This window comes from Paractinoplanes deccanensis, from assembly GCF_016862115.1.
GTDB lineage: Bacteria > Actinomycetota > Actinomycetes > Mycobacteriales > Micromonosporaceae > Actinoplanes > Actinoplanes deccanensis.
Map to the genome: position 1 here is coordinate 1 of NZ_BOMI01000089.1, position 18,954 is coordinate 18,954.

At 72.8% G+C, this 18,954-nt stretch carries 16 protein-coding genes; 11 read left to right on the forward strand and 5 right to left on the reverse strand.

Features of this window, described 5'->3' with window-relative positions; genetic code table 11:
• On the reverse strand, positions 1-3,129 hold a 3,129-nt coding region (locus Ade02nite_RS23215), incomplete at its 3' end, for an nSTAND1 domain-containing NTPase (protein WP_203767578.1).
• Between the two features lie 209 nt (positions 3,130-3,338).
• On the opposite strand from Ade02nite_RS23215, the gene Ade02nite_RS23220 reads away from it, so the two are divergent.
• From Ade02nite_RS23220 to Ade02nite_RS23255, 8 genes are all read left to right on the forward strand, one after another.
• Positions 3,339-4,757 carry an MFS transporter gene (locus Ade02nite_RS23220; RefSeq protein ID WP_203767580.1) on the forward strand — a complete coding sequence of 473 codons (1,419 nt, stop codon included), beginning with the start codon at positions 3,339-3,341 and terminating at the stop codon, positions 4,755-4,757.
• A 13-nt stretch (positions 4,758-4,770) separates the two neighbouring features.
• The gene (locus Ade02nite_RS23225) at positions 4,771-6,219 is read left to right on the forward strand and encodes an aldehyde dehydrogenase (protein ID WP_203767583.1); all 1,449 of its coding nucleotides are present in this window, start codon (positions 4,771-4,773) and stop codon (positions 6,217-6,219) included.
• A 2-nt stretch (positions 6,220-6,221) separates the two neighbouring features.
• On the forward strand, positions 6,222-7,049 hold the full coding sequence (locus Ade02nite_RS23230; protein WP_203767596.1) for an SDR family NAD(P)-dependent oxidoreductase: 828 nt from the start codon (positions 6,222-6,224) through the stop codon (positions 7,047-7,049).
• Between the two features lie 143 nt (positions 7,050-7,192).
• Positions 7,193-7,402, forward strand: coding sequence for a heavy-metal-associated domain-containing protein (locus tag Ade02nite_RS23235; RefSeq protein WP_203767599.1), 210 nt, complete (start codon positions 7,193-7,195; stop codon positions 7,400-7,402).
• Between the two features lie 2 nt (positions 7,403-7,404).
• The gene (locus Ade02nite_RS23240; protein ID WP_203767602.1) at positions 7,405-8,358 is read left to right on the forward strand and encodes a DUF8832 domain-containing protein; all 954 of its coding nucleotides are present in this window, start codon (positions 7,405-7,407) and stop codon (positions 8,356-8,358) included.
• Positions 8,359-8,368: 10 nt separating this feature from the next.
• Positions 8,369-10,597: a heavy metal translocating P-type ATPase gene (locus Ade02nite_RS23245; protein WP_203767605.1), complete on the forward strand. Its 2,229-nt coding sequence runs from the start codon at positions 8,369-8,371 to the stop codon at positions 10,595-10,597.
• Positions 10,598-10,705: 108 nt separating this feature from the next.
• On the forward strand, positions 10,706-11,224 hold the full coding sequence (locus tag Ade02nite_RS23250; RefSeq protein ID WP_239168986.1) for a family 43 glycosylhydrolase: 519 nt from the start codon (positions 10,706-10,708) through the stop codon (positions 11,222-11,224).
• Positions 11,225-11,246: 22 nt separating this feature from the next.
• Complete coding sequence (locus Ade02nite_RS23255; RefSeq protein WP_203767608.1) at positions 11,247-11,939, forward strand: DUF3159 domain-containing protein; 693 nt, start codon at positions 11,247-11,249, stop codon at positions 11,937-11,939.
• Here Ade02nite_RS23255 and Ade02nite_RS23260 read toward each other — a convergent pair.
• Positions 11,884-12,975 carry a glycosyltransferase gene (locus Ade02nite_RS23260; protein ID WP_203767611.1) on the reverse strand — a complete coding sequence of 364 codons (1,092 nt, stop codon included), beginning with the start codon at positions 12,973-12,975 and terminating at the stop codon, positions 11,884-11,886. The two genes, Ade02nite_RS23255 and Ade02nite_RS23260, sit on opposite strands and share 56 nt — an antisense overlap.
• Positions 12,972-13,970: a glucosyl-3-phosphoglycerate synthase gene (locus Ade02nite_RS23265; protein WP_203767614.1), complete on the reverse strand. Its 999-nt coding sequence runs from the start codon at positions 13,968-13,970 to the stop codon at positions 12,972-12,974. The genes Ade02nite_RS23260 and Ade02nite_RS23265 overlap by 4 nt, the downstream gene beginning before the upstream one ends.
• Before the next feature lie 165 nt (positions 13,971-14,135).
• On the opposite strand from Ade02nite_RS23265, the gene Ade02nite_RS23270 reads away from it, so the two are divergent.
• Positions 14,136-15,113: a Gfo/Idh/MocA family protein gene (locus Ade02nite_RS23270; protein WP_307871227.1), complete on the forward strand. Its 978-nt coding sequence runs from the start codon at positions 14,136-14,138 to the stop codon at positions 15,111-15,113.
• The gene (locus Ade02nite_RS23275) at positions 15,106-16,182 is read left to right on the forward strand and encodes a zinc-dependent alcohol dehydrogenase (RefSeq protein ID WP_203767617.1); all 1,077 of its coding nucleotides are present in this window, start codon (positions 15,106-15,108) and stop codon (positions 16,180-16,182) included. Before Ade02nite_RS23270 ends, Ade02nite_RS23275 begins: the two co-directional genes overlap by 8 nt.
• A 206-nt stretch (positions 16,183-16,388) precedes the next feature.
• Here Ade02nite_RS23275 and Ade02nite_RS23280 read toward each other — a convergent pair whose 3' ends face one another.
• The gene (locus tag Ade02nite_RS23280) at positions 16,389-17,861 is read right to left on the reverse strand and encodes an ATP-binding protein (protein WP_203767620.1); all 1,473 of its coding nucleotides are present in this window, start codon (positions 17,859-17,861) and stop codon (positions 16,389-16,391) included.
• Positions 17,862-17,879: 18 nt separating this feature from the next.
• Positions 17,880-18,254 carry a response regulator gene (locus Ade02nite_RS23285; protein ID WP_203767623.1) on the reverse strand — a complete coding sequence of 125 codons (375 nt, stop codon included), beginning with the start codon at positions 18,252-18,254 and terminating at the stop codon, positions 17,880-17,882.
• 187 nt (positions 18,255-18,441) lie between these two features.
• Here Ade02nite_RS23285 and Ade02nite_RS23290 point away from each other — a divergent pair, with 187 nt between their 5' ends.
• Positions 18,442-18,672 carry a hypothetical protein gene (locus Ade02nite_RS23290; protein WP_203767626.1) on the forward strand — a complete coding sequence of 77 codons (231 nt, stop codon included), beginning with the start codon at positions 18,442-18,444 and terminating at the stop codon, positions 18,670-18,672.
• Positions 18,673-18,954: the final 282 nt, after the last annotated feature.

Here is an 18,954-nt window from a genome sequence, read left to right on the forward strand (position 1 = left end):
CTGTTCGGACGACTCCACATGGATCCACCGGGCCATGCGGTTGATCAATTCATCCAGATCGACGGGCTTCGCTATCGTCTCGTTCGCGGCGTTCCGCGGCGCCCGCCCGGAGGTCAGCAACAGCACGGGCAGACCGCGCCGGCGCTCGTCGCGGCGGATCTCGTCCACAAGCGCGAGCCCGGCGTTTGCGGGCATCATGGCGTCGACCAGCACGATGCCGACCTCGGGGTGCTCGGCGAGCAGGCGCAGGCCGTCGTGGGCGGTGTCCGCGTAGAGCACGTTGAGCCCGCGCGTCTCCAGAGCGCTGGTCAGCGCGAAGACGCTGCGCACGTCGTCATCGACGAGCAGCACCGTGGCGCCGTCGAGGCGCCGGCTCGCCGGGCGGGCGGCCGGCTCGATCAGGTCACCGACCGACAGCGCCTCGGCGACGGCCGAGTTGAGCAGCAACGACGGGCGCGCCTCCGCGGGCCCGGTGAACGGATCGGGCAGATAGAGCGTGAAGACCGACCCCGATCCCGGCCGCGACGACGCCACGATCGTGCCGCCGAGCATGGCCGCCACGTCCCGGCCGATCGACAGGCCCAGCCCCGCGCCGGAGGACCGGCGGGTGACCACGCCCCCGGCCTGCTGGAACGGTTCGAAGATGGTCGCCAGCCTCGCCTCGTCGATGCCGATGCCCGTGTCGGTGACCGCGAACCCGATCACCCGCTGGGCCGTGGCGAGCGTGGGCAGATCGGGGCTCGCGGGCGCCGTGAAGATCCGCAGAGCGACCGATCCCGTGTCGGTGAACTTCACCGCGTTCGACAGCAGGTTGGCGAGGATCTGCCGCAGACGCTGCGCGTCGGTCACGATCACGTCGGGCAGTCCCGGCTCGAGCTCGGCCCGCAGGAGCAGCCCTTTCTCCCCCGCCTGAGGTGCGAACACCTGCTCCAGGTAGGCGCACAGCTCGCCGAGGCGGACCTCGCCCGGCTCGATCTCCACGCGCCCCGCCTCGATGCTGGCGAGGTCGAGGATGTCGTCGATCAGCGCCACCAGGTCGGTCCCGGCGCTGTAGATGGTGCGGGCGAAATCCGCCTGCTTCGCGGTCAGATCACCCTCGGCGAGCAGCCGCGCGAGCACCAGCAGCGAGTTGAGTGGTGTGCGCAGCTCGTGGCTCATGTTGGCCATGAACTCCGTCTTGTAGGCGCTGGCCCGCGACAACTGCCACGCCTTTTCCTCCAAGCGCTGCCGCGCCTTCTCCAACTCGGCGATCTGCGCACGCGCCCGCGCCCTCTCCTCCGCCAGCACACGCTCGGCGTTCTTGAGGGCATCGACCCGGCGCTGGACGACCGAACGGCTCCGCACGACCAGGGCGACCACCGCCTCCGGCACGTCATCGGCGCGCTCCTCCAGCCAGCGATGCGCCTCGACGAGCCGGGCCTCGGACAGTTCGTCCTCCTCGGTGGCCCGTTCCTCCATCAGGGCCAGCCAATGCTGGAACGCGGCGTCCTCGTCGACCCATCGGCCGAAACGGTCCCACGCACGCACGAGGGCCTCGTGCGCGATCTCGGCGGTCTCGGGGCCGTCCGTGCCGAGCACCACGAGCCGGTTCCCGGGCAGTGCGAGCATTTCCGCCACCTGCCAGTCGGCGCCGAGGTGCTCCTTTCGCACCGTCACCTTGACGGCCTGGCCGGCGCCCTCGCGGGTGCGGACCATGGCAAGCAATACGCGCCGCACGCGCGCCGGATCGACCGTCTCCGTGATCTCCCGGTAGACCTTTTCGGCGTGCCGGTTCAGGGTGCCGGAAACGCCGCCGACGGAATGGTAATGGTCGAAGTTGATCAGCCGGTTCTCCTGGAATTTCCACAACTCCGTGAGGGTGAACTCCAGCAGCGGCAGGCCGCCCCGGCCGCGGCTCGCGTCGGCGGCGAGGGTCTGCGGCAGGCCGTCCGCGTAGCGCACCCCGCCGAGCGCCGCCGGCTCAGTGATCACCCGGACCATGGCCGCCGCGTCGAGCGGCGAGAGGTTGAGCTGACGGTCCTGCAGCCGCGAGCCGAAGCCGGGCAGCTCGATCAGCGCCGGCAGGAAGTCGACACGCAGCGTGCAGATCAGCCGGACGTCGTCGTTCTCGCCGCTCGCCGCGTCCGGGATGAGCTTGTCGAGAAACTCCTCGTTGTGCAGCGTGAAGGCTTCCTCGAGCTGATCCACCACCAGGGCGAGCGGCCGCTTGAGGAAGACCGAGAGCTGCGAGGCGACCCGCCACACGCCGTCGCGCCGCAGCCGGCCCGACAGGTTGTCGAGGTCGGCGAGCGAGTAGGCGCCGTGCGGTCGTTCGAGGTCGAGCAGCGTGCGGGCCAGGGCGTCGAACGGGGACGCGCCCGGGCGCACCGCGGACACGGCCCAGCCGTCGCGCCGCAGCGCGGGCAGCACCCCGGCGCCGACCAGCGACGACTTGCCCACCCCCGAGGCGCCGACCACGACCACCACGGGTTGCCGGCGCGTCATCTGCCGCAGCTTCTCCACCTCGCCCTCGCGGCCCACGAAGAGGCCCGAGTCGGCGTCGGCGCCGGTGAAGGCCCGCAGCCCCCGGTACGGGCACTGGGCCGGCAGGCGCGGGTCGAGGACCTTCGGCCACACCGGCACGAGGTGCGACAGCGGGACGACGTAGCCGTCGGCGTACATGCCGATCACCGCGTCGCCGAACTCGTCGGCTGACACCACCGGCGTCCCGGCCGCTCCGGGCTCGACAGTGATGTCCAGCTCGAGCAGGCCGCCGTCGCCGGTCTCGTGCGGCGCGCACGGCCGCCACCGCCCGTCGAAGACGGAGACCTGGCCCGACGGGTTGCCCAGGCGGGCCGGTCCCGCGCCCGCCGGGAGCTCCTCGCCACCCACGATGGCGAGGCCGGCGACGTCCGAGCTGAGCGGTGGGTCCCACACCGCGACCCGGCAGCTGCGGGCGGGCGGGCCGTCGGCGCCGCCCAGCAGCGGGAAGTCGACGTGCACGCGCGCCGACTCGCCGGGGGCCGTGCTCGTGCGCGCCTCGCGGCCGAGGGCGGCGTTCACCACGTGGGCGCAGGTGACGATGTGCTTGGCGTCGACGACGAAGCCCAGCCCGGCCGGCCCGTCGGTGCCCTGGACCAGGATCCGCACGAGGAATCCGTCACGCGTGGCCGGCATCCGGACCGTCCAAGGTGAGCCTCCCGGGGATGGGCCGCGACAGTGCCCGCAGCATCCCACGGGACCCTGCGTGCCGGTGTGATCGGGGGCACCAGCGCACCGACCAGGGTTGTCCCCTGGGGCACCCGGGCCCCCGGCGGAGCGATCGTCGCATCGAAGAACCTGATGGAAGGAAAGTTTCGATGCCCGGGGATGCCGCACCACCACCCCGCAGGGTCGCGCTGACGCTGATCCTCGGCTCCCAGCTGATGATGACGCTCGACACGTCGATCATCACCACCGCGCTGCCCAAGGTGCAGCAGCAGTTCGACTTCTCCCAGGGCGCCCTGTCCTGGGTGCAGAACGCCTACGTTCTCGCCTTCGGCGGCCTGCTGCTGCTCGGCGCCCGGGCCGGCGACCTGCTCGGCCGACGCCGGGTGTTCGTCGCCGGGATCGCGCTGTTCACGCTCGCCTCGCTCGCCGCCGGCCTGGCTCCCAGCGGGCCGTTCCTGATCGTCGCCCGGGCCGTGCAGGGCGTCGCCGCCTCGCTCGCCGTGCCCTCCACGCTCGCCCTGCTGGTCGCCGGCGCCCGCGGTGCCGCCGATCGGGCCAGGCTGATCGCCCTCTACAGCGCGGTGATCGGCGCGGGCGGCAGCGTCGGCATCGTGATCGGCGGCGTCTTCACCGACCTGCTCTCGTGGCGCTGGGGACTGCTGGTCAACGTCCCGATCGGCATCGTCATCACCGCCCTGGCACCGCGTTTCCTCGGCGACACCGAGCGCAGCAGGGGCAGCTTCGACCTCGGCGGCGCGCTCACCTCGACGCTCGGCATGACGGCGCTGGTCTACGGCTTCATCCAGGCGTCCGAGGCGGGCTGGGGCGACGTCACCACCGTCGTCCCGCTCGCGGCCGGCGCCGTGCTGCTGATCGCCTTCGTGCTCATCGAGCGGGTCGTCAGCCAGCCGATCACCCCGCTGCGGCTGTTCGCGAGCGTCGAGCGCTCCGGGGCGTACGCGGGACGGCTCTTGATCGTCGGCGGCAACTTCGCCGTCTTCTACTTCCTCAGCCAGTACCTCCAGGAGGTGCTGGGCCTCAGCGCCCTGCAGACCGGGTTCGCCTACGTCCCGGTCACCGGCATGTTCTTCGCGATGGTGTACGTGGTGCGGCCGCTGCTCGACCGCCTGGGCCGCCCGGTGCTGCTCGTCGCCTCGCTCGCCGTCGCGCTGATCGGCACCTGGTGGCTGTCGCGGGTCTCGGCCGGCTCGACGTACTTCCCGGACGTCCTGCTGCCGCTGCTCGTGATCGGCGTCGGCCAGGGCATCGCGATCATCCTGATGACCAACGGCGGCGTGGCGGACGTCGAGCCGCGCGACGCCGGCGCCGCCTCGGGCCTGGTCAACGTCGCCCACCAGGTCGGCGGCTCGCTGGGCATCGCGATCCTGACCATCGTGTACGCCCGTGCGCTGCCCGGCGGCAAGGTGGCCGCCTTCCACGACGCGTTCACCGGCTCCGTCTACTTCTTCGTCGCCGCGCTCGCCCTCGGCATCGTCGTCGCGTTCGTCACGCGCCGCCGCCGTGACGAGAAGCCCGCCGAAGTTCCCACCCTCGTTCCCGTCGACTGACCAGGAGGTCACCGTGATCACCAACGACAAGCTCTACCTCGGCGGCGTCTGGACCGCCCCGTCCGACCCGGCCCTGCTCGACATCGTCTCGCCGCACGACCAGACGGTGATCGGCCGCGTCGCGCAGGCACGGCCCGCCGACATCGACCGGGCCGTCGAGATCGCCCGCGACGCCTTCGACAACGGCACCTGGCCGCACACCGCGCCCGCCGAGCGCATCGCGATCCTGCGCCGCTACAACACGCTGCGCGAGGAGCGCGCCGACGAGATCGCCTCGACGATCGCCGCCGAGAACGGCTCCGCGCTGTGGTTCTGCAAAGCCGGCCAGCCCGGCCTGTCGCGCCAGGCCAACGCGTTCCTCAAGGCGGCCGAGGCGTTCGGCTGGGAGGAGACGCTCACTCCGTCGGACCCGGACGCGCCGTTCACCTCGGTGGTGCGCCGCACGCCGGTCGGTGTGGTCGCCGCGATCATCCCGTGGAACTCGCCGTTCTCCGCCGCCAACGCGAAGATCATCCCGGCGCTGCTGGCCGGCAACACGGTCGTGCTGAAGGTGTCGCCGGAGAACACGCTCAGCATGAACCTGCTCGCCGGCCTGCTCACCGAGGCCGGCGTGCCGCAGGGCGTGATCAGCATCCTGCCCGCCGACCGCGCGACCAGCGAGCACCTGGTCCGGCACCCGGGCGTCGACAAGATCGCCTTCACCGGCTCGACGCGCGCCGGCCGCCGCATCGCCTCGCTCGCCGGCGAGCAGCTCAAGCGGGTCAGCCTGGAGCTCGGCGGCAAGTCGGCCGCGATCATCCTGGCCGACGCCGACCTGGCCAGGGCGGTCGCCGGCCTCAAGTTCGGCTCGCTGCTCAACAACGGCGAGTCGTGCATCGCGCACACCCGCATCCTGGCGCCGCGCAGCCGCTACGGCGAGGTCGTGGCCGCCCTGAAGGAGATGGTCGAGTCGGCGAAGGTCGGCAACCCGGGCGACCCCGAGACGTTCATCGGCCCGATGGTCCGCGCCGACCAGCAGCAGCGCGTCCGCGACTACATCGACCTGGGCGTGGCCGAGGGCGCCACCCTGGTCACCGGCGGCTCGCAGATCCCCGACGGCCTCGACAAGGGCTTCTACGTCACGCCGACACTCTTCGCCGACGTCGACAACAGCATGCGCATCGCCCAGGAAGAGATCTTCGGCCCGGTCCTGGCGGTCATCGCCTACGACGACGAGGACGACGCCGTGCGCATCGCCAACGACTCCGAATACGGCCTGTCCGGCGGCGTCTGGTCGGCCGACCCCGAGCACGCCATGGCTGTGGCCCGCCGCGTCCGCACGGGCACCGTCACGATCAACGGCGCCCCGATCGGCTTCGACGGCCCGTTCGGCGGATTCAAGACCAGCGGCGTCGGCCGCGAGTACGGCGTGGTCGGCCTCACCCAGTACATCGAGTACCAGACGATCACGAAGGGCAAGTGAGCATGGACAGGGTATGGCTCGTCACGGGCTGCTCCGGCGGCCTCGGGCGGCAGATCGCCGAGTCGGTGCTCGCGGCCGGCAACCGCCTGGTCGCCACGTCCCGCCGGGCGTCCCAGCTCGCCGATCTCACCGAGAGGTTCCCCGATCACGTACGCGCCGTCGCGCTCGACGTCACCGACGCCGCCCGGTGCCGCGCGGCCGTGCGGGCGGCCGTGGACGCGTTCGGCGGCCTGGACGTGGTGGTGAACAACGCCGGCTACGCCGACATGGCGGCGATCGAGGACATGCCCGAGGAGGTCTTCGACGCGCAGATCGCCGCGAACTTCTCCGGGACGGTGAACGTGAGCCGGGCCGCGCTGCCGGTGATGCGCGAGCGGGGACGCGGCCACATCATCCAGATCTCGTCGGTCGGCGACCGGGTCGCCGTGCCGGGGCTGGGCGCCTACCAGGCGGCGAAGCGGGCGGTCGCCGGCTTCTCCGAGGTGCTGGCGCTGGAGGTGGCCCCGCTCGGCATCAAGGTCACCGTCGCGGAGCCGGGCGGCATGCGTACGCAATGGGCGGGCTCCTCGATGACCACCTATCCGATGACGGAGGCGTACCGCCAGGTCATCGAGCCGGTCGAGGCGAGTCTGCGCGCTGCGAGCGGGCGGCAGCCCGGCGATCCCGCACGGATCGCCCAGGTCCTGATGGATCTCGTCGAGGAGGCGGATCCGCCGGTGCGCCTGCTGCTCGGCGCCGACGCCGTCGAGGTGGCCGGGCAGGCAGCCGCCGCGGTGGCGGCCTCGGACGCCCGATGGCGCGAGGTCAGCGAGTCGATCAGCTACCGATAGCGGCGACCCCCCGGGCCGGTGATCCTTCGCGGATCACCGGCCTTTCGCGGTTGACAGGATACCCCCGGTGGGTATGCTGACGTCCATGGCCGATGTACCCCCAGGGGGTACCGGTAGTAGACTCGATCCGAGGAGGAAGCGCCATGGCGACGACGAAGACCTACACGGTGACCGGCATGACCTGCTCGCACTGCGTCGAGGCGGTCAGCTCGGAGATCAAGCTGCTGCCCGGCGTCACCGGCGTGCGGGTCGACCTGGCCGGCGGCGGAGTGACCGTGACGAGCGCCGAGACCCTCGACGACGACGCCGTGGCCGCGGCCGTCGACGAGGCCGGCTACGAGCTGGTGAGGTGACCATGCGAACACCCGTCAAGCTCGGCGCCTACGCGCTCGGCCTCGCCGTGGTCTTCACGGCCGCGCTGGGCGCCGGCCGCCTCGCCGGCCCCTCCGGGACCGGCACCGAGCCCACCGCGCACGCCGACAGCCACGCCGCCGGCACCGCACCGACCGGCGCCGGCCTGGTGCCCGCCGGCCTCCAGGTCGCCCAGGACGGCTACCGGCTCGCGCCGCTGTCGGCCACCCTGGCGACCGGGGCGCCGCAACCGTTCCGCTTCCAGGTCCTCGGCCCGGACGACAAGCCGGTCACCGGCTACACGACCAGCCACGACAAGGACCTGCATCTGATCGTGGTGCGCCGTGACCTGACCGGCTTCCAGCACGTGCACCCCACCCTCGACGCCGGCGGCACCTGGTCGATCCCGCTCGCCGTGGCCGCACCGGGGCAGTACCGCGTCTTCGCCGACTTCCAGCCGGCCGGGCACGACGGCCTCACCCTCGGCGTGGACGTGCCGGCGCCGGGCGACTACCAGCCCCGGCCGCTGCCCGCGCCGCAGCGCACCGCCACGGTCGACGGCTACAACGTCACCCTGGCGGGCGACCTGACCCCGGGCGGCTCGTCCAAGGTCACTCTGTCGGTGCGCAAGGACGGCAAGCCGGTCACCGACCTCCAGCCCTACCTCGGCGCGTACGGGCACCTGGTGGCGCTGCGCGAGGGCGATCTGGCCTACCTGCACGTCCACCCCGACGGCGCGCCCGGCGACGGCCGCACCCCGGCCGGCCCGGAGATCGCGTTCCACGCCGAGGTGCCGTCGGCCGGGACCTACCGGCTCCACCTGGACTTCCAGCACGGCGGAGTGGTCCGCACCGCCGCCTTCACCGCCGTCGCCGGAGCGCCCGCTCCACGGCCGGCCGCTCCGAAGCCCGCGCCGAGCACGGCGGGCCACGACGCCGACGGCCACTCCCACCCGTAAGGAGCGCATCATGGCAACCGTGAAGCCTCTTCCCGCCGTACCGAATCTGATCGAACTGTCGATCGGCGGGATGACCTGCGCCTCCTGCGCCGCCCGGATCGAGAAGAAGCTCAACCGCATGGAGGGCGTGACCGCTACGGTCAACTACGCCACCGAGAAGGCCACCGTGACGGTCGAGGGCGACGCCACCGCCGCCGACCTGATCGCCACGGTGGAGAAGACCGGCTACACCGCCGCGCTGCCCTCCCCCGAGCCGGCCGCCGAGGCCGCCCCGGCCGACGAGCTGGCGGCGGCGCGGACCCGGCTGTGGATCTCGATCGCGCTGAGCGTGCCGGTGGTCCTGCTGGCGATGGTCCCGGCGTGGCAGTTCGACTACTGGCAGTGGCTGTCACTGACCCTGGCCGCGCCGGTGGTCGTCTACGGCGGGTGGCCGTTCCACAAGGCCGCCTGGATCAACCTGCGGCACGGCGCGGCCACCATGGACACCCTCGTCTCGCTCGGCACGCTCGCGGCGTTCGGCTGGTCGCTGTGGGCGCTGTTCTTCGGCACGGCCGGCACGCCCGGCATGACCCACCCGTTCAGCCTCGACATCGCCCGCGGCGACGGCGCCGGCAACATCTATCTCGAGGCGGCCGCCGGGGTGACCACGTTCATCCTGGCCGGGCGCTACTTCGAGGCCCGCTCCAAGCGCCGCGCCGGCGCCGCGCTGCGCGCCCTGCTGGAGCTCGGCGCCAAGGACGTGACGGTGCTGCGCGACGGCAAGCAGGTGCGCGTCCCGGTCGCGCAGCTGGCGGTGGGCGACCGGTTCCTGGTCCGCCCCGGCGAGAAGGTCGCCACCGACGGCGTGATCGAGGACGGCACGTCGGCGGTCGACGCGAGCATGCTCACCGGTGAGAGCGTGCCGGTCGAGGTGGGCCCCGGCGACGCGGTGGTGGGCGCCACGGTCAACGCCGGCGGCCGGCTCGTCGTCCAGGCGACCCGGGTCGGCGCGGACACCCAGCTCGCCCAGATGGCCAAGCTCGTCGAGCAGGCACAGACCGGCAAGGCCGAGGTGCAGCGGCTCGCCGACCGCATCTCCGGCGTCTTCGTCCCGATCGTCATCGCGCTCGCCATCGCCACGCTCGGCTGGTGGGTGGGCACCGGCGACGGCTGGACCGCCGCGTTCACCGCCGCCGTCGCGGTGCTCATCATCGCCTGCCCGTGCGCCCTCGGCCTGGCCACGCCGACCGCCCTGCTCGTCGGCACCGGGCGCGGCGCCCAGCTCGGCATCCTCATCAAGGGTCCCGAGGTGCTCGAGTCGACCCGCCGCGTCGACACCGTGGTCCTCGACAAGACCGGCACCGTCACCACCGGCCGGATGAGCCTGGTCGACGTCACGCCCGCCGAGGGCACGACCGCCGAGGAGCTGCTGCGCCTCGCCGGCGCCGTGGAGGCCGCCTCGGAGCACCCGATCGCCCGGGCCATCGCCCGCGGCGGCGACTTCCCGCCGGTCAGCGACTTCGCCGGCCTCGAGGGTCTCGGCGTCCGGGGCAGGGTCGAGGACCACGAGGTGTACGCGGGCCGCCCGGCCCTGCTCCGCGACGCCGGCCTCACCGTGCCGGCCGAGGTCGGCCGGGCCGTGGAGGCCGCGGAGGCCCAGGGCCGCACGGCCATCGTCGCCGGCTGGGACGGCGCGGCCCGCGGCGTGCTCGCCGTGGCCGACACGATCAAGCCGACCAGCCGCGACGCCGTCGCCGCCCTGCGCCGCCTGGGCCTCACCCCCGTGCTGCTCACCGGCGACAACGAGACGGTGGCCCGCGCGGTGGCCGCCGAGGCCGGCATCGACGAGGTGATCGCCGGCGTCCTGCCCGCCGGCAAGGTCGACGTGGTCAAGCGCCTCCAGGCCGACGGCAAGGTGGTCGCCATGGCCGGCGACGGCGTGAACGACGCGGCCGCCCTCGCCCAGGCCGACCTGGGCCTGGCCATGGGCACCGGCGCCGACGTGGCCATCGAGGCCTCCGACCTCACCCTGGTCCGCGGCGACCTGATGGCCGCGGTGGACGCCATCCGCCTGTCCCGCCGCACCCTGCGCATCATCAAGAGCAACCTGTTCTGGGCCTTCGCCTACAACGTGGCGGCCCTCCCCCTGGCCGCCGCCGGCCTGCTCAGCCCGATGATCGCCGGCGCCGCGATGGCCTTCTCGTCGGTCTTCGTCGTCGCCAACAGCCTGCGCCTGCGCCGCTTCACCACGGCGCGATAAACGCACCTCACCAGCCCGGGCGCGACTCACCACCCGACGCGCCCGGGCTATCACGCATTGACGTATCTCTATGTAACTCGCAGATCGTCAGCAAAGGGAGCCACCTCGGTGGCCGCGCTGCCCGGGGCCGCCGAGACCGTCGTGCACACCGGGTCGGGGTCGGCCAACTGCTGCAACGTCTGGGCGCCGTCGCTGCACAAGATCGGGTCGCGCTGGTACCTCTACTACTCGGCGGGGCCATCGGCCTGCTGCGACGGCCAGCGGTCGTACGTGCTCCAGCGCAACGGGGTCACGTATCTCACCTTCTCGGCGAGCTCATGCAACACCCCGGACTACAAGCTCGGCATGCTCACCCTGACCGGCAGCAACCCGCTCGCGGCCTCGTCGTGGACCAAGAAGAGCACGCCGATCTTCCAGCGCAGCGACGCGAACGGGGTCTACGGCGTCGGCGGGCAGGGCTTCTTCCACTCGCCCGACGGCAGCGAGACGTGGCTGGTCTACCACGCCAACGAGACCACCGCGCAGGGCTACCGCCATCCGGCAATGGACGTCGCTGGGCAACGCCTGCCAGCAGTGGAGCATCACCCCGTAGCCTCCGATCGCCGGCCTGCGGTTAGGCTTTCCTAACTTCCGACGGACGGGGTTGGGGATGGCGCAGCCGGAGTCGCTGGCGGAGCTGCTGAACGGGCGGCGCGCCGCGGTGGACGCGACAGTGCCGGCGGCCGGCTACGTCGTGGGGTGGCTGGTCGCCGGCCGGTCGATCTGGGCCGGCGCCGCGGTGGCGGTCGTCTGCGCGCTGGCGATCTCGTGGTGGCGGCTGCGGCACGGCGACAAGCCGCGGGCCGTGCTCATCGGGCTGCTCGGCGTCTGCGTGGCGGCGCTGATCGCCCTGCGTACCGGCAACGCCGCCGACTTCTTCCTGCTGCAGCTCTTCAGCAACGCGGCGAGCGCGCTGGCCTGGGCGGTCAGCATCGTGATCCGGTGGCCGCTGCTCGGCGTGATCGTGGGCGCGGTGCTCGGCCAGAAGACCCGGTGGCGGCGCGACCCGGCGCTGCTCAGGGCGTACATGCGGGGCAGTTGGATCTGGGTCCTGCAATATCTGATCCGGGTCGCCGTGTTCCTGCCGCTCTACGCCGCCGACCAGGTCGCGGCGCTCGGCGTGGCCCGCATCGCGCTGACCTGGCCGCTGGTCGCCGCCTGCCTCGCGGTGAGCTGGTGGGTGATCCGCAGGTCCCTGCCCGCGGATCACCCCGGCCTGCGCCACCCGGTCCTCGCCGAGGACCCGGCTACGTCAGCGACTCGTAGATCCGCAGATACGCCGCGGCCATCACCGCCGGAGTGAAGCGCCTCGCGGCCTGCGCGCGGCACTCCCGCTCGTCGATGTCCCGGGCGGCGCCGACCAGCTCGCCGAGCTCGTCCTCGTCGGTGGTGAGCAGGCCGGTGCGGCCGTGCTCGACCAGCTCGGGCAGGCAGCCGCGGGCGATGCCGACCACCGGCGTGCCCAGCGCCAGCGACTCGACCACCGCCGTGCCGCCCGGCTCGTTCCAGCGCAGCGGGAAGAGCGCCGCCCGCGCGCCGGCCACCAGCTCGTCGCGGGCCTTGCCCATGACCGTGCCGATCCAGCGCACCCGCACGCCGTCCACGTAGGGCGCGACCCTCTCGTGCCAGAACGCGACGTCCGGGTTCTGCGGGTCGGCGGCGGCGAGGTCCTCCGGGTTGTGGCAGGGCCCGACCGGACCGGCCAGCACCAGGTCGAACCCCTTCTCGTGGGCCAGCCGGGCGGCGAGGTCCTGCCCCTTGCCGGCGTTGACCCGGCCCAGGACCACGGCGTACGCCTCCTTGCGCACCGGATCCCGGCGGTCCGCACCGACGGCCAGCGGCGTGGCGAGGTGCACGTGACCCACCGAGTGCCGCCGCAGCGCCTCCGGGGCGTGGGTGAGCTGGTCGGCGGAGACGCCGTTGACGCGGACCCGGCCGCTGATCGACCCGTACAGCTCGGGATGCTTGCGCAGATCCCAGTGCAGGGTGTGCAGCGACGGCAGGCCGAGCGACGCCAGCATGGTCAGGCCCGCCGCCTCGACGTGATCGTGCACCAGGTCGATGTCGCCGCGCTCGGCCCGTCGCACGATGGCGTGCTGATGGGCGGGCACAACCCCGCAGACCTGGTTGTACGGGCGTTGCAGCAGCGGGAACTGCCCCCGGGGATAGACCGCGAGCCGCTCGTCGACCGGCAGCTCGCTGTCGCCGACGGTCGCGAGCACCACCTCGACGCCGAGCTCGCGCAGCTCCGGCACGAGGGTGGCGACGACGTTCTCGATGCCGCCGTAGCCGCGCGGCGGCACGGGCAGCCACGGTCCCGCGTTGACCAGGACCCTCATGCGGCGCGCACCGCTTCGCGGTCGAGGGTGACCAGCGGCGGGCGCTCGGTGACGCCGATGTCGGTGACCACGATCTCCCGGTTCAAGTGCGGCAGTCCTTCGCCGCCGCCGCGCTGGAACTGGGTGAGCAGGGTGGTCGGCGGCAGCTCGTCGGCGACCAGGCCGCGCCGGTGCAGCCGGCTCCAGGCGGTCACCATGATCTGCGCGGACATCCGGCCCAGGGCGTCGATGCTCTGGTGCCGGTGGTGGCGCTCGCCGAGGTCGACCTGCGCGAGCGCGTCGAGGCCGACTAGGTCGAGCAGGTCGATCAGCATGGCGATCTCGACGCCGTAGCCGGACACGAACGGGATGCGCTCGAGGGTGGCGCGGCGGCCCGCGTACTCCCCGGCGAGCGGCTGGACGAACCCTGCCAGCTCCGGCCAGAACAGGTTGATCAGGGGCCGGGCGCCGAGCTCGGTGACCCGGCCGCCGCCGTCCACCTCGACGCCGGCGGCGCCGACCAGCGGCCGGTGGTAGAAGCCCTTGACGAACTCGACGGAACGGTCGGTGAGCAGCGGGCCGAGCAGCCCGGTCACGAAGCTCTCGGAGAAGTCGCGCAGGTCGCCGTCGACGAACGCGACGACGTCGCCGGTGCTCGCGGCGAGCCCGGCCCAGAGCGCGTCGCCCTTGCCCTCCATCCGGGGCAGGCCCCGCGTGATCGTGTCCTGCTCGACCACGCGGGCGCCGGCCGCCCGGGCCACCTCGGCGGTGGCGTCCGTGGACCGCGAGTCGACCACGAGGATCTCGTCGACCAGCGGCACCTCCTCGACGAGACGGCGCCGGATGACGGCCACGATGTCACCGACGGTGGCCTGCTCGTTGCGTGCCGGGATCACGACGCTGACCCGGGTGTCTCCCTTGCGGCGGGCGAGCTGCCGCGCCGTCCACTGTGTCGCGTTACCGGTGCGGTAGGTCGCCCAGGCCTCGACCACGGGTAGGGCGCTGAGTTTCTGCATGGAACCCCCCGAACGTCTGTGTCTGAAGATCGCCACGCTGTTCCCGGCACACCGGCCGTCAATCTTGATTCGCGGTGACAATCAAGCGACGCCTGCCTGGGAGAACACTGATCAAGGTTTCGGGATCTTTTCAGCGGGGAGATCTCGGCCCGTCGGATCTGTGCGATGGCTGGGGGATGGATGACGGCGGTACGGATAGGGCTGGTCGGAGCGGGCGGGGTCGCGCAGCGGCACGCGCAGGTGCTCTCGGGACTGCCGGAAGTGCAGTTGGCGGCCGTGACGGACGTCGATCCGGCGGCGGCGGAGAAGCTGGCTTCGGCGTACGGGGCGAGGGCCTTGCCGGACGTGACAGCGGTGCTGTCGGAGGGCGTCGACGCGGTCTACGTGTGTGTGCCGCCATTCGCGCACGGTCCCGCGGAGCGGGAAGTGATCGCAGCCGGTGTGCCGCTCTTCGTCGAAAAGCCCATTGCGCTCGATCGGGACATAGCCGTCGCGCTGGCAGCAGATATAGCCGAGCGTAAGATTCTCACCGCGGTGGGTCACCACTGGCGATATCTGGCCATTGTCGACAAAGCGCGCGAGCTGCTCGCGGATCGCGAGGTGCGGCTGGTGACCGGGGCGTGGCTCGACAAGGTGCCGCCGGTCGGGTGGTGGCCCCACCGTGACCGCTCCGGCGGGCCGGTCGTCGAGCAGGCGGCGCACGTGCTCGACCTGGCGCGCCATCTGGCCGGCGAGGTGACACAGGTGAGCGCGATGGGCAGCGGGATCCCGCCGGCGGTCGAGGGCGCGGACATCGACGGCTCGACGGTGGCGACGCTGCGGTTCGCCGGGGGCGCGGTCGGCACCCTGGCGGCGACCTGCGTGCTGGGCTGGAAGGAGCGCGCGGGGCTGGAGATCTACGCGGACGGGCTGGCACTGTCCGTGACGGAGGACGGGCTCACCATCCGCACGAAGGACGGCGTCACCACCGTGGACAGTGACCCGGCGTCCGCGCGGGTGGCGGTGGACGCGGCCTTCGTCGCCGCGGTGCGCTCGGGGGACCGGTCCGGCATTCGCGTGCCGTACGCGGAAGCGCTGCGCACGCACACGCTGGCGCTGGCCGTGGCGTCGGCGGCCGCGACCGGGAGGACCGTCGATGTCTGACCGCAACCTCGTGGTCGCCGGGCCGGGGCGACTCGAGATCGTGCACGAGGCGGTCGAGCCGGGGCCGTTCCGGGTGCACACGCTCTACAGCGGGATCTCGGCGGGCACCGAGCTGAGCTTCGTGAAGGGCACGAACCCGGCCCTGCACGCGGGCTTCGACCCGGTGCTGGGGCTGTTCGGGGACAAGCCGGCGTCGGCCTACCCGGTGCGGCGGCTGGGCTACATGGAGGTCGGCCGGGTGGTCGAGAGCCACACCCCGGCGGTCACCGAGGGTGCGATCGTGGCGATGACGTACGGCCACCGCACCGGCTACACGGGCGACCCGCTGCGTGACCGCGTGGTGCCGCTGCCGCCCGACCTGGACCCGCTGCTCGGCATCTACGTGGCGCACATGGGGCCGATCTGCGCGAACGGGCTGCTGCACGCGGCCTTCGACGCGCACGGCCCCGCGGTGCGCGGGCTGGACGACGGCGTGGCCGGCAGGCGGGTGGTGGTCACGGGCGCCGGCGTGGTGGGGCTGCTCACGGCGCTGTTCGCCCGCCTCCACGGCGCGGCCTCGGTGGTGGTGGTCGACCCGACCCCGTCCCGGCGGGCGATCGCGGGCAAGCTGGGCCTGGAGACCCTCGACCCGGAGGCGGACGACCCGGCGGTCACCCTGAAGACCGCGTGGCGGCACACGGCGGACGACCGCGGCGCCGACGTGGTCTTCCAGTGCCGCGGCCAGGCGTCGGCGCTGCATCAGGCCCTGCGACTGCTGCGCCCGCAGGGCACGGTGATCGACCTGGCGTTCTATCAGGGCGGCGCCACCGACCTGGAGCTGGGCGCGGAGTTCCACCACAACGGCCTGGCGATCCGCTGCGCCCAGATCGGCCGGGTGCCGCGCGGCCTGGCGCCGGCCTGGGACCGCGAACGCCTCTCGGCGGCCACCGTCGAGCTGCTGCGCGAATACGGCGCCCTGATCCGCGAGCACCTGGTCACGGCCGTCGTCCCGTTCGACGAGGGTCCTCAGCTCCTGACCGGCCTGGCCTCCCGGCAGCGCCAGGAGCTCCAGGCGGTCCTCGAGTTCTGACCGTCCCGGCGGCGCCCCGCCGGGCGCCGCCGGGCCTGCTCACCCTCGCGATCGCCGCTCCCCCGATCAGCGGGCCGGCTCCCGTTCGCGGTCGCCCCTCCCCACCCAGCGGGCCGGCTACCTTTCGCGGTCGCCCTCCCCCACCCAGCGGCCGGCTTACCTACACGGTCACCCTCCCCCACCCAGCGGCCGGCCTCCCATCGCGGTCACCCTTCCCCTGCGCCGCTCATTGCGGACATTTCGGTCATCGCGTCGATGGCGGGGATGGTCACGGTGACGGTGGTGCCGACGTTCTCCGTGGAGCGGACCTCGATGGTGCCGTCGTGGTTGCCGAGGATCGTGTGGACGATCGCCAAGCCGAGACCGGTGCCGGGCACCGCCTGGCGGATGGCGTTGCCGGCCCGGAAGAATCGGCCGAACAGGGCCTCCTGATCGGCCTCGGGGATGCCCATGCCGGTGTCGGCGACCACGAGGACCGCGTTGTCGCCGCGCCGCTCGGCGGTGACCGTCACGACGCCCTCGGACGGCGTGAACTTGACGGCGTTCGAGAGCAGGTTGTCGAGCACGCGGTCGAGTTGGGCCCTGTCACCTCGTACCGGCACCGGCCCTTGCACGTCGACCTGCAACCGGACCGAGCTCTTCGCCGCGATCGGCTCGACCGCGGCGACGCCCCGCAGCACCACCTCGGCCAGGTCGAGCGGCCCGCGCAGCGTGCGGAAGTCGCCCGACTCGATCCGGGACAGCGTCAGGATGTCCTCGATCAGGTCGCGCAGGCGCCGCGCGTTGCGGGCGATCACCTCGAGCATCCGCTCCTGCGACGCGCTCAGCTGGCCCGGCTCCGCGTCGCGCATCAGCTCCACGTACCCGGAAATGCTGGTCAACGGCGTCCGCAGCTCGTGCGAGACCGTCGACATGAAGTCGCTCTTGACCGTCTCGATCTCGCGCAGCCGCGCGGACACCAGCTCCTCGGCGCGCCGCATCTCCTCGGTGCGCGCCTCCGCGGCGTCGAGCGCGTCGGCGATGGCCCGGATCTCCGCCGGCCCCTGACGGCCCTCGCCGGCCACGACTTCGGTCAGCGGCTCGACGATCTGCCGCCTGGTGCGGATCGCCGTGAGCGCCGCCGCGATCGCGATCACGACGGTGAGCAGCAGGATCACCATCACGGTCAGCCACCGGAGCCCGTCGGCCCGGTCCCGCAGATCCACGGCCCGCTCCTCGGCGGCGTCCCGGACCGCGTCGTTGGCGGCGGCGAACGCGCGGAACAGGGTCGCCTCGCGCTCGGCGTACGCGATCGCCTCGGCACTGCCCGGCGCCGCCTGACGTTGCTGCTCCGCGACCGCCCACCAGGCGTCGGCCCGAGCGATCTGCTCGTGGCCCTGGTCGTCCGGCAGCTCGTCGCTCGCCACGCCGTATTCACTGCGGGCCAGCTCGTACGCGTCGAGCATGCGCCCGTCGCCCGTCAGCGCGTAGCCGCGCAGCCCCGCCTGGGCGTCGGTGAGCACCGTCCGCAGCTCGGCGTTGGCCAGGCGCAGCGGCTGCACCTCGGCGGCGAGCTCCCGCTCGGCATGGTGCTCCACCAGCACCGCGCCGAGCTCGACCGCCCCGCACCCGACGACCAGCGCGACCAGGCCACCGAAGGCCCTGGTCAGCAGCCGGCCGACCGAGCCCTCACGTCGCATCGTCCGCCCGCGCGCCGCTCACGCCCGGGCTCGGCTCAGCAGCGCCTGGATGCGGGAGACCAGCTCGCGCGGGCTGAACGGCTTGGTCACGTAGTCGTCGGCGCCCGCGCTGAACCCGCCCTCGACGTCCTGCTCCTGCACGCGCGCGGTCAGCATGATGATCAGAATCCCCGCCGTGGCCGGGTCGGCACGCAGCATCCGGCACACCTCGATGCCGGACAGCCCCGGCATCGACACGTCGAGCACCGCCAGCGTCGGCAGCCGATCGCGGGCCTGCTCGACGGCGCTCTGGCCGTCCTCGACCGCGATCACCTCGAACCCCGCCTGCTCCAGCTTGAACGCCACCAGGTCCCGGATGTCGGCGTCGTCGTCGGCGACCAAGACCACCGTCACGGCAATCTCCCTCGGTAGGTGGGCCCGCGCGTCTTTCGCTACTTATAGGGACCATATCCCGTTAGTCCGAGTTGTGAGGCCGCTCCGCCGCAACCGATCCGCACCCCGCGTGCAGCGGCCCTGCGCCCCAGCTCCGGTGTGCTGTTTCGCAGACGCCCACTCGCCACGAGCCGGCAGGAGGTCCCCGATGCACGCCGTGATCGACGCCATCCGCACCGAAGCACTCTTCGTCTCGAACCTGCAGCGTTCGCAGAGCCCCACCCCCGAGGTCATCCGCGCCGCCGTCAACTCGACGGTCGACCGCCTCGGCGAGGCCCGCTGCGCCGAACTGGTAGCCCAGGAGTTCGGCGAGCACCCGGACTGCGCCATCGGCCGCATGCGCTGGGCCCGAAGCGCCGTCCGCCTCGCCTTCGCCTGACATCCACGACACCGGCCCCGCGCCCTTCCCGGGCGCGGGACAAGCTCGCCACGCGTCTTCGTTGCGCCGTGCTGCCGGTGGGCCGTAGGCTCGGCCGCATGTTGCACGCGCGCTTGAGCATGTGGTGGCCCGCCAGACCGGCGGCCACTCTCCCCCGCGCGTAAATCCACGCGGCCGCCTCCCCGAGGCGGCCGTTTTCGCATGGTCGGACCTCGGTCGGCGCCGCCGAGACCCGAAAGAGGACCACCATGCGGCCTTTCGCCCAGCCCCGCCGGGACGGCA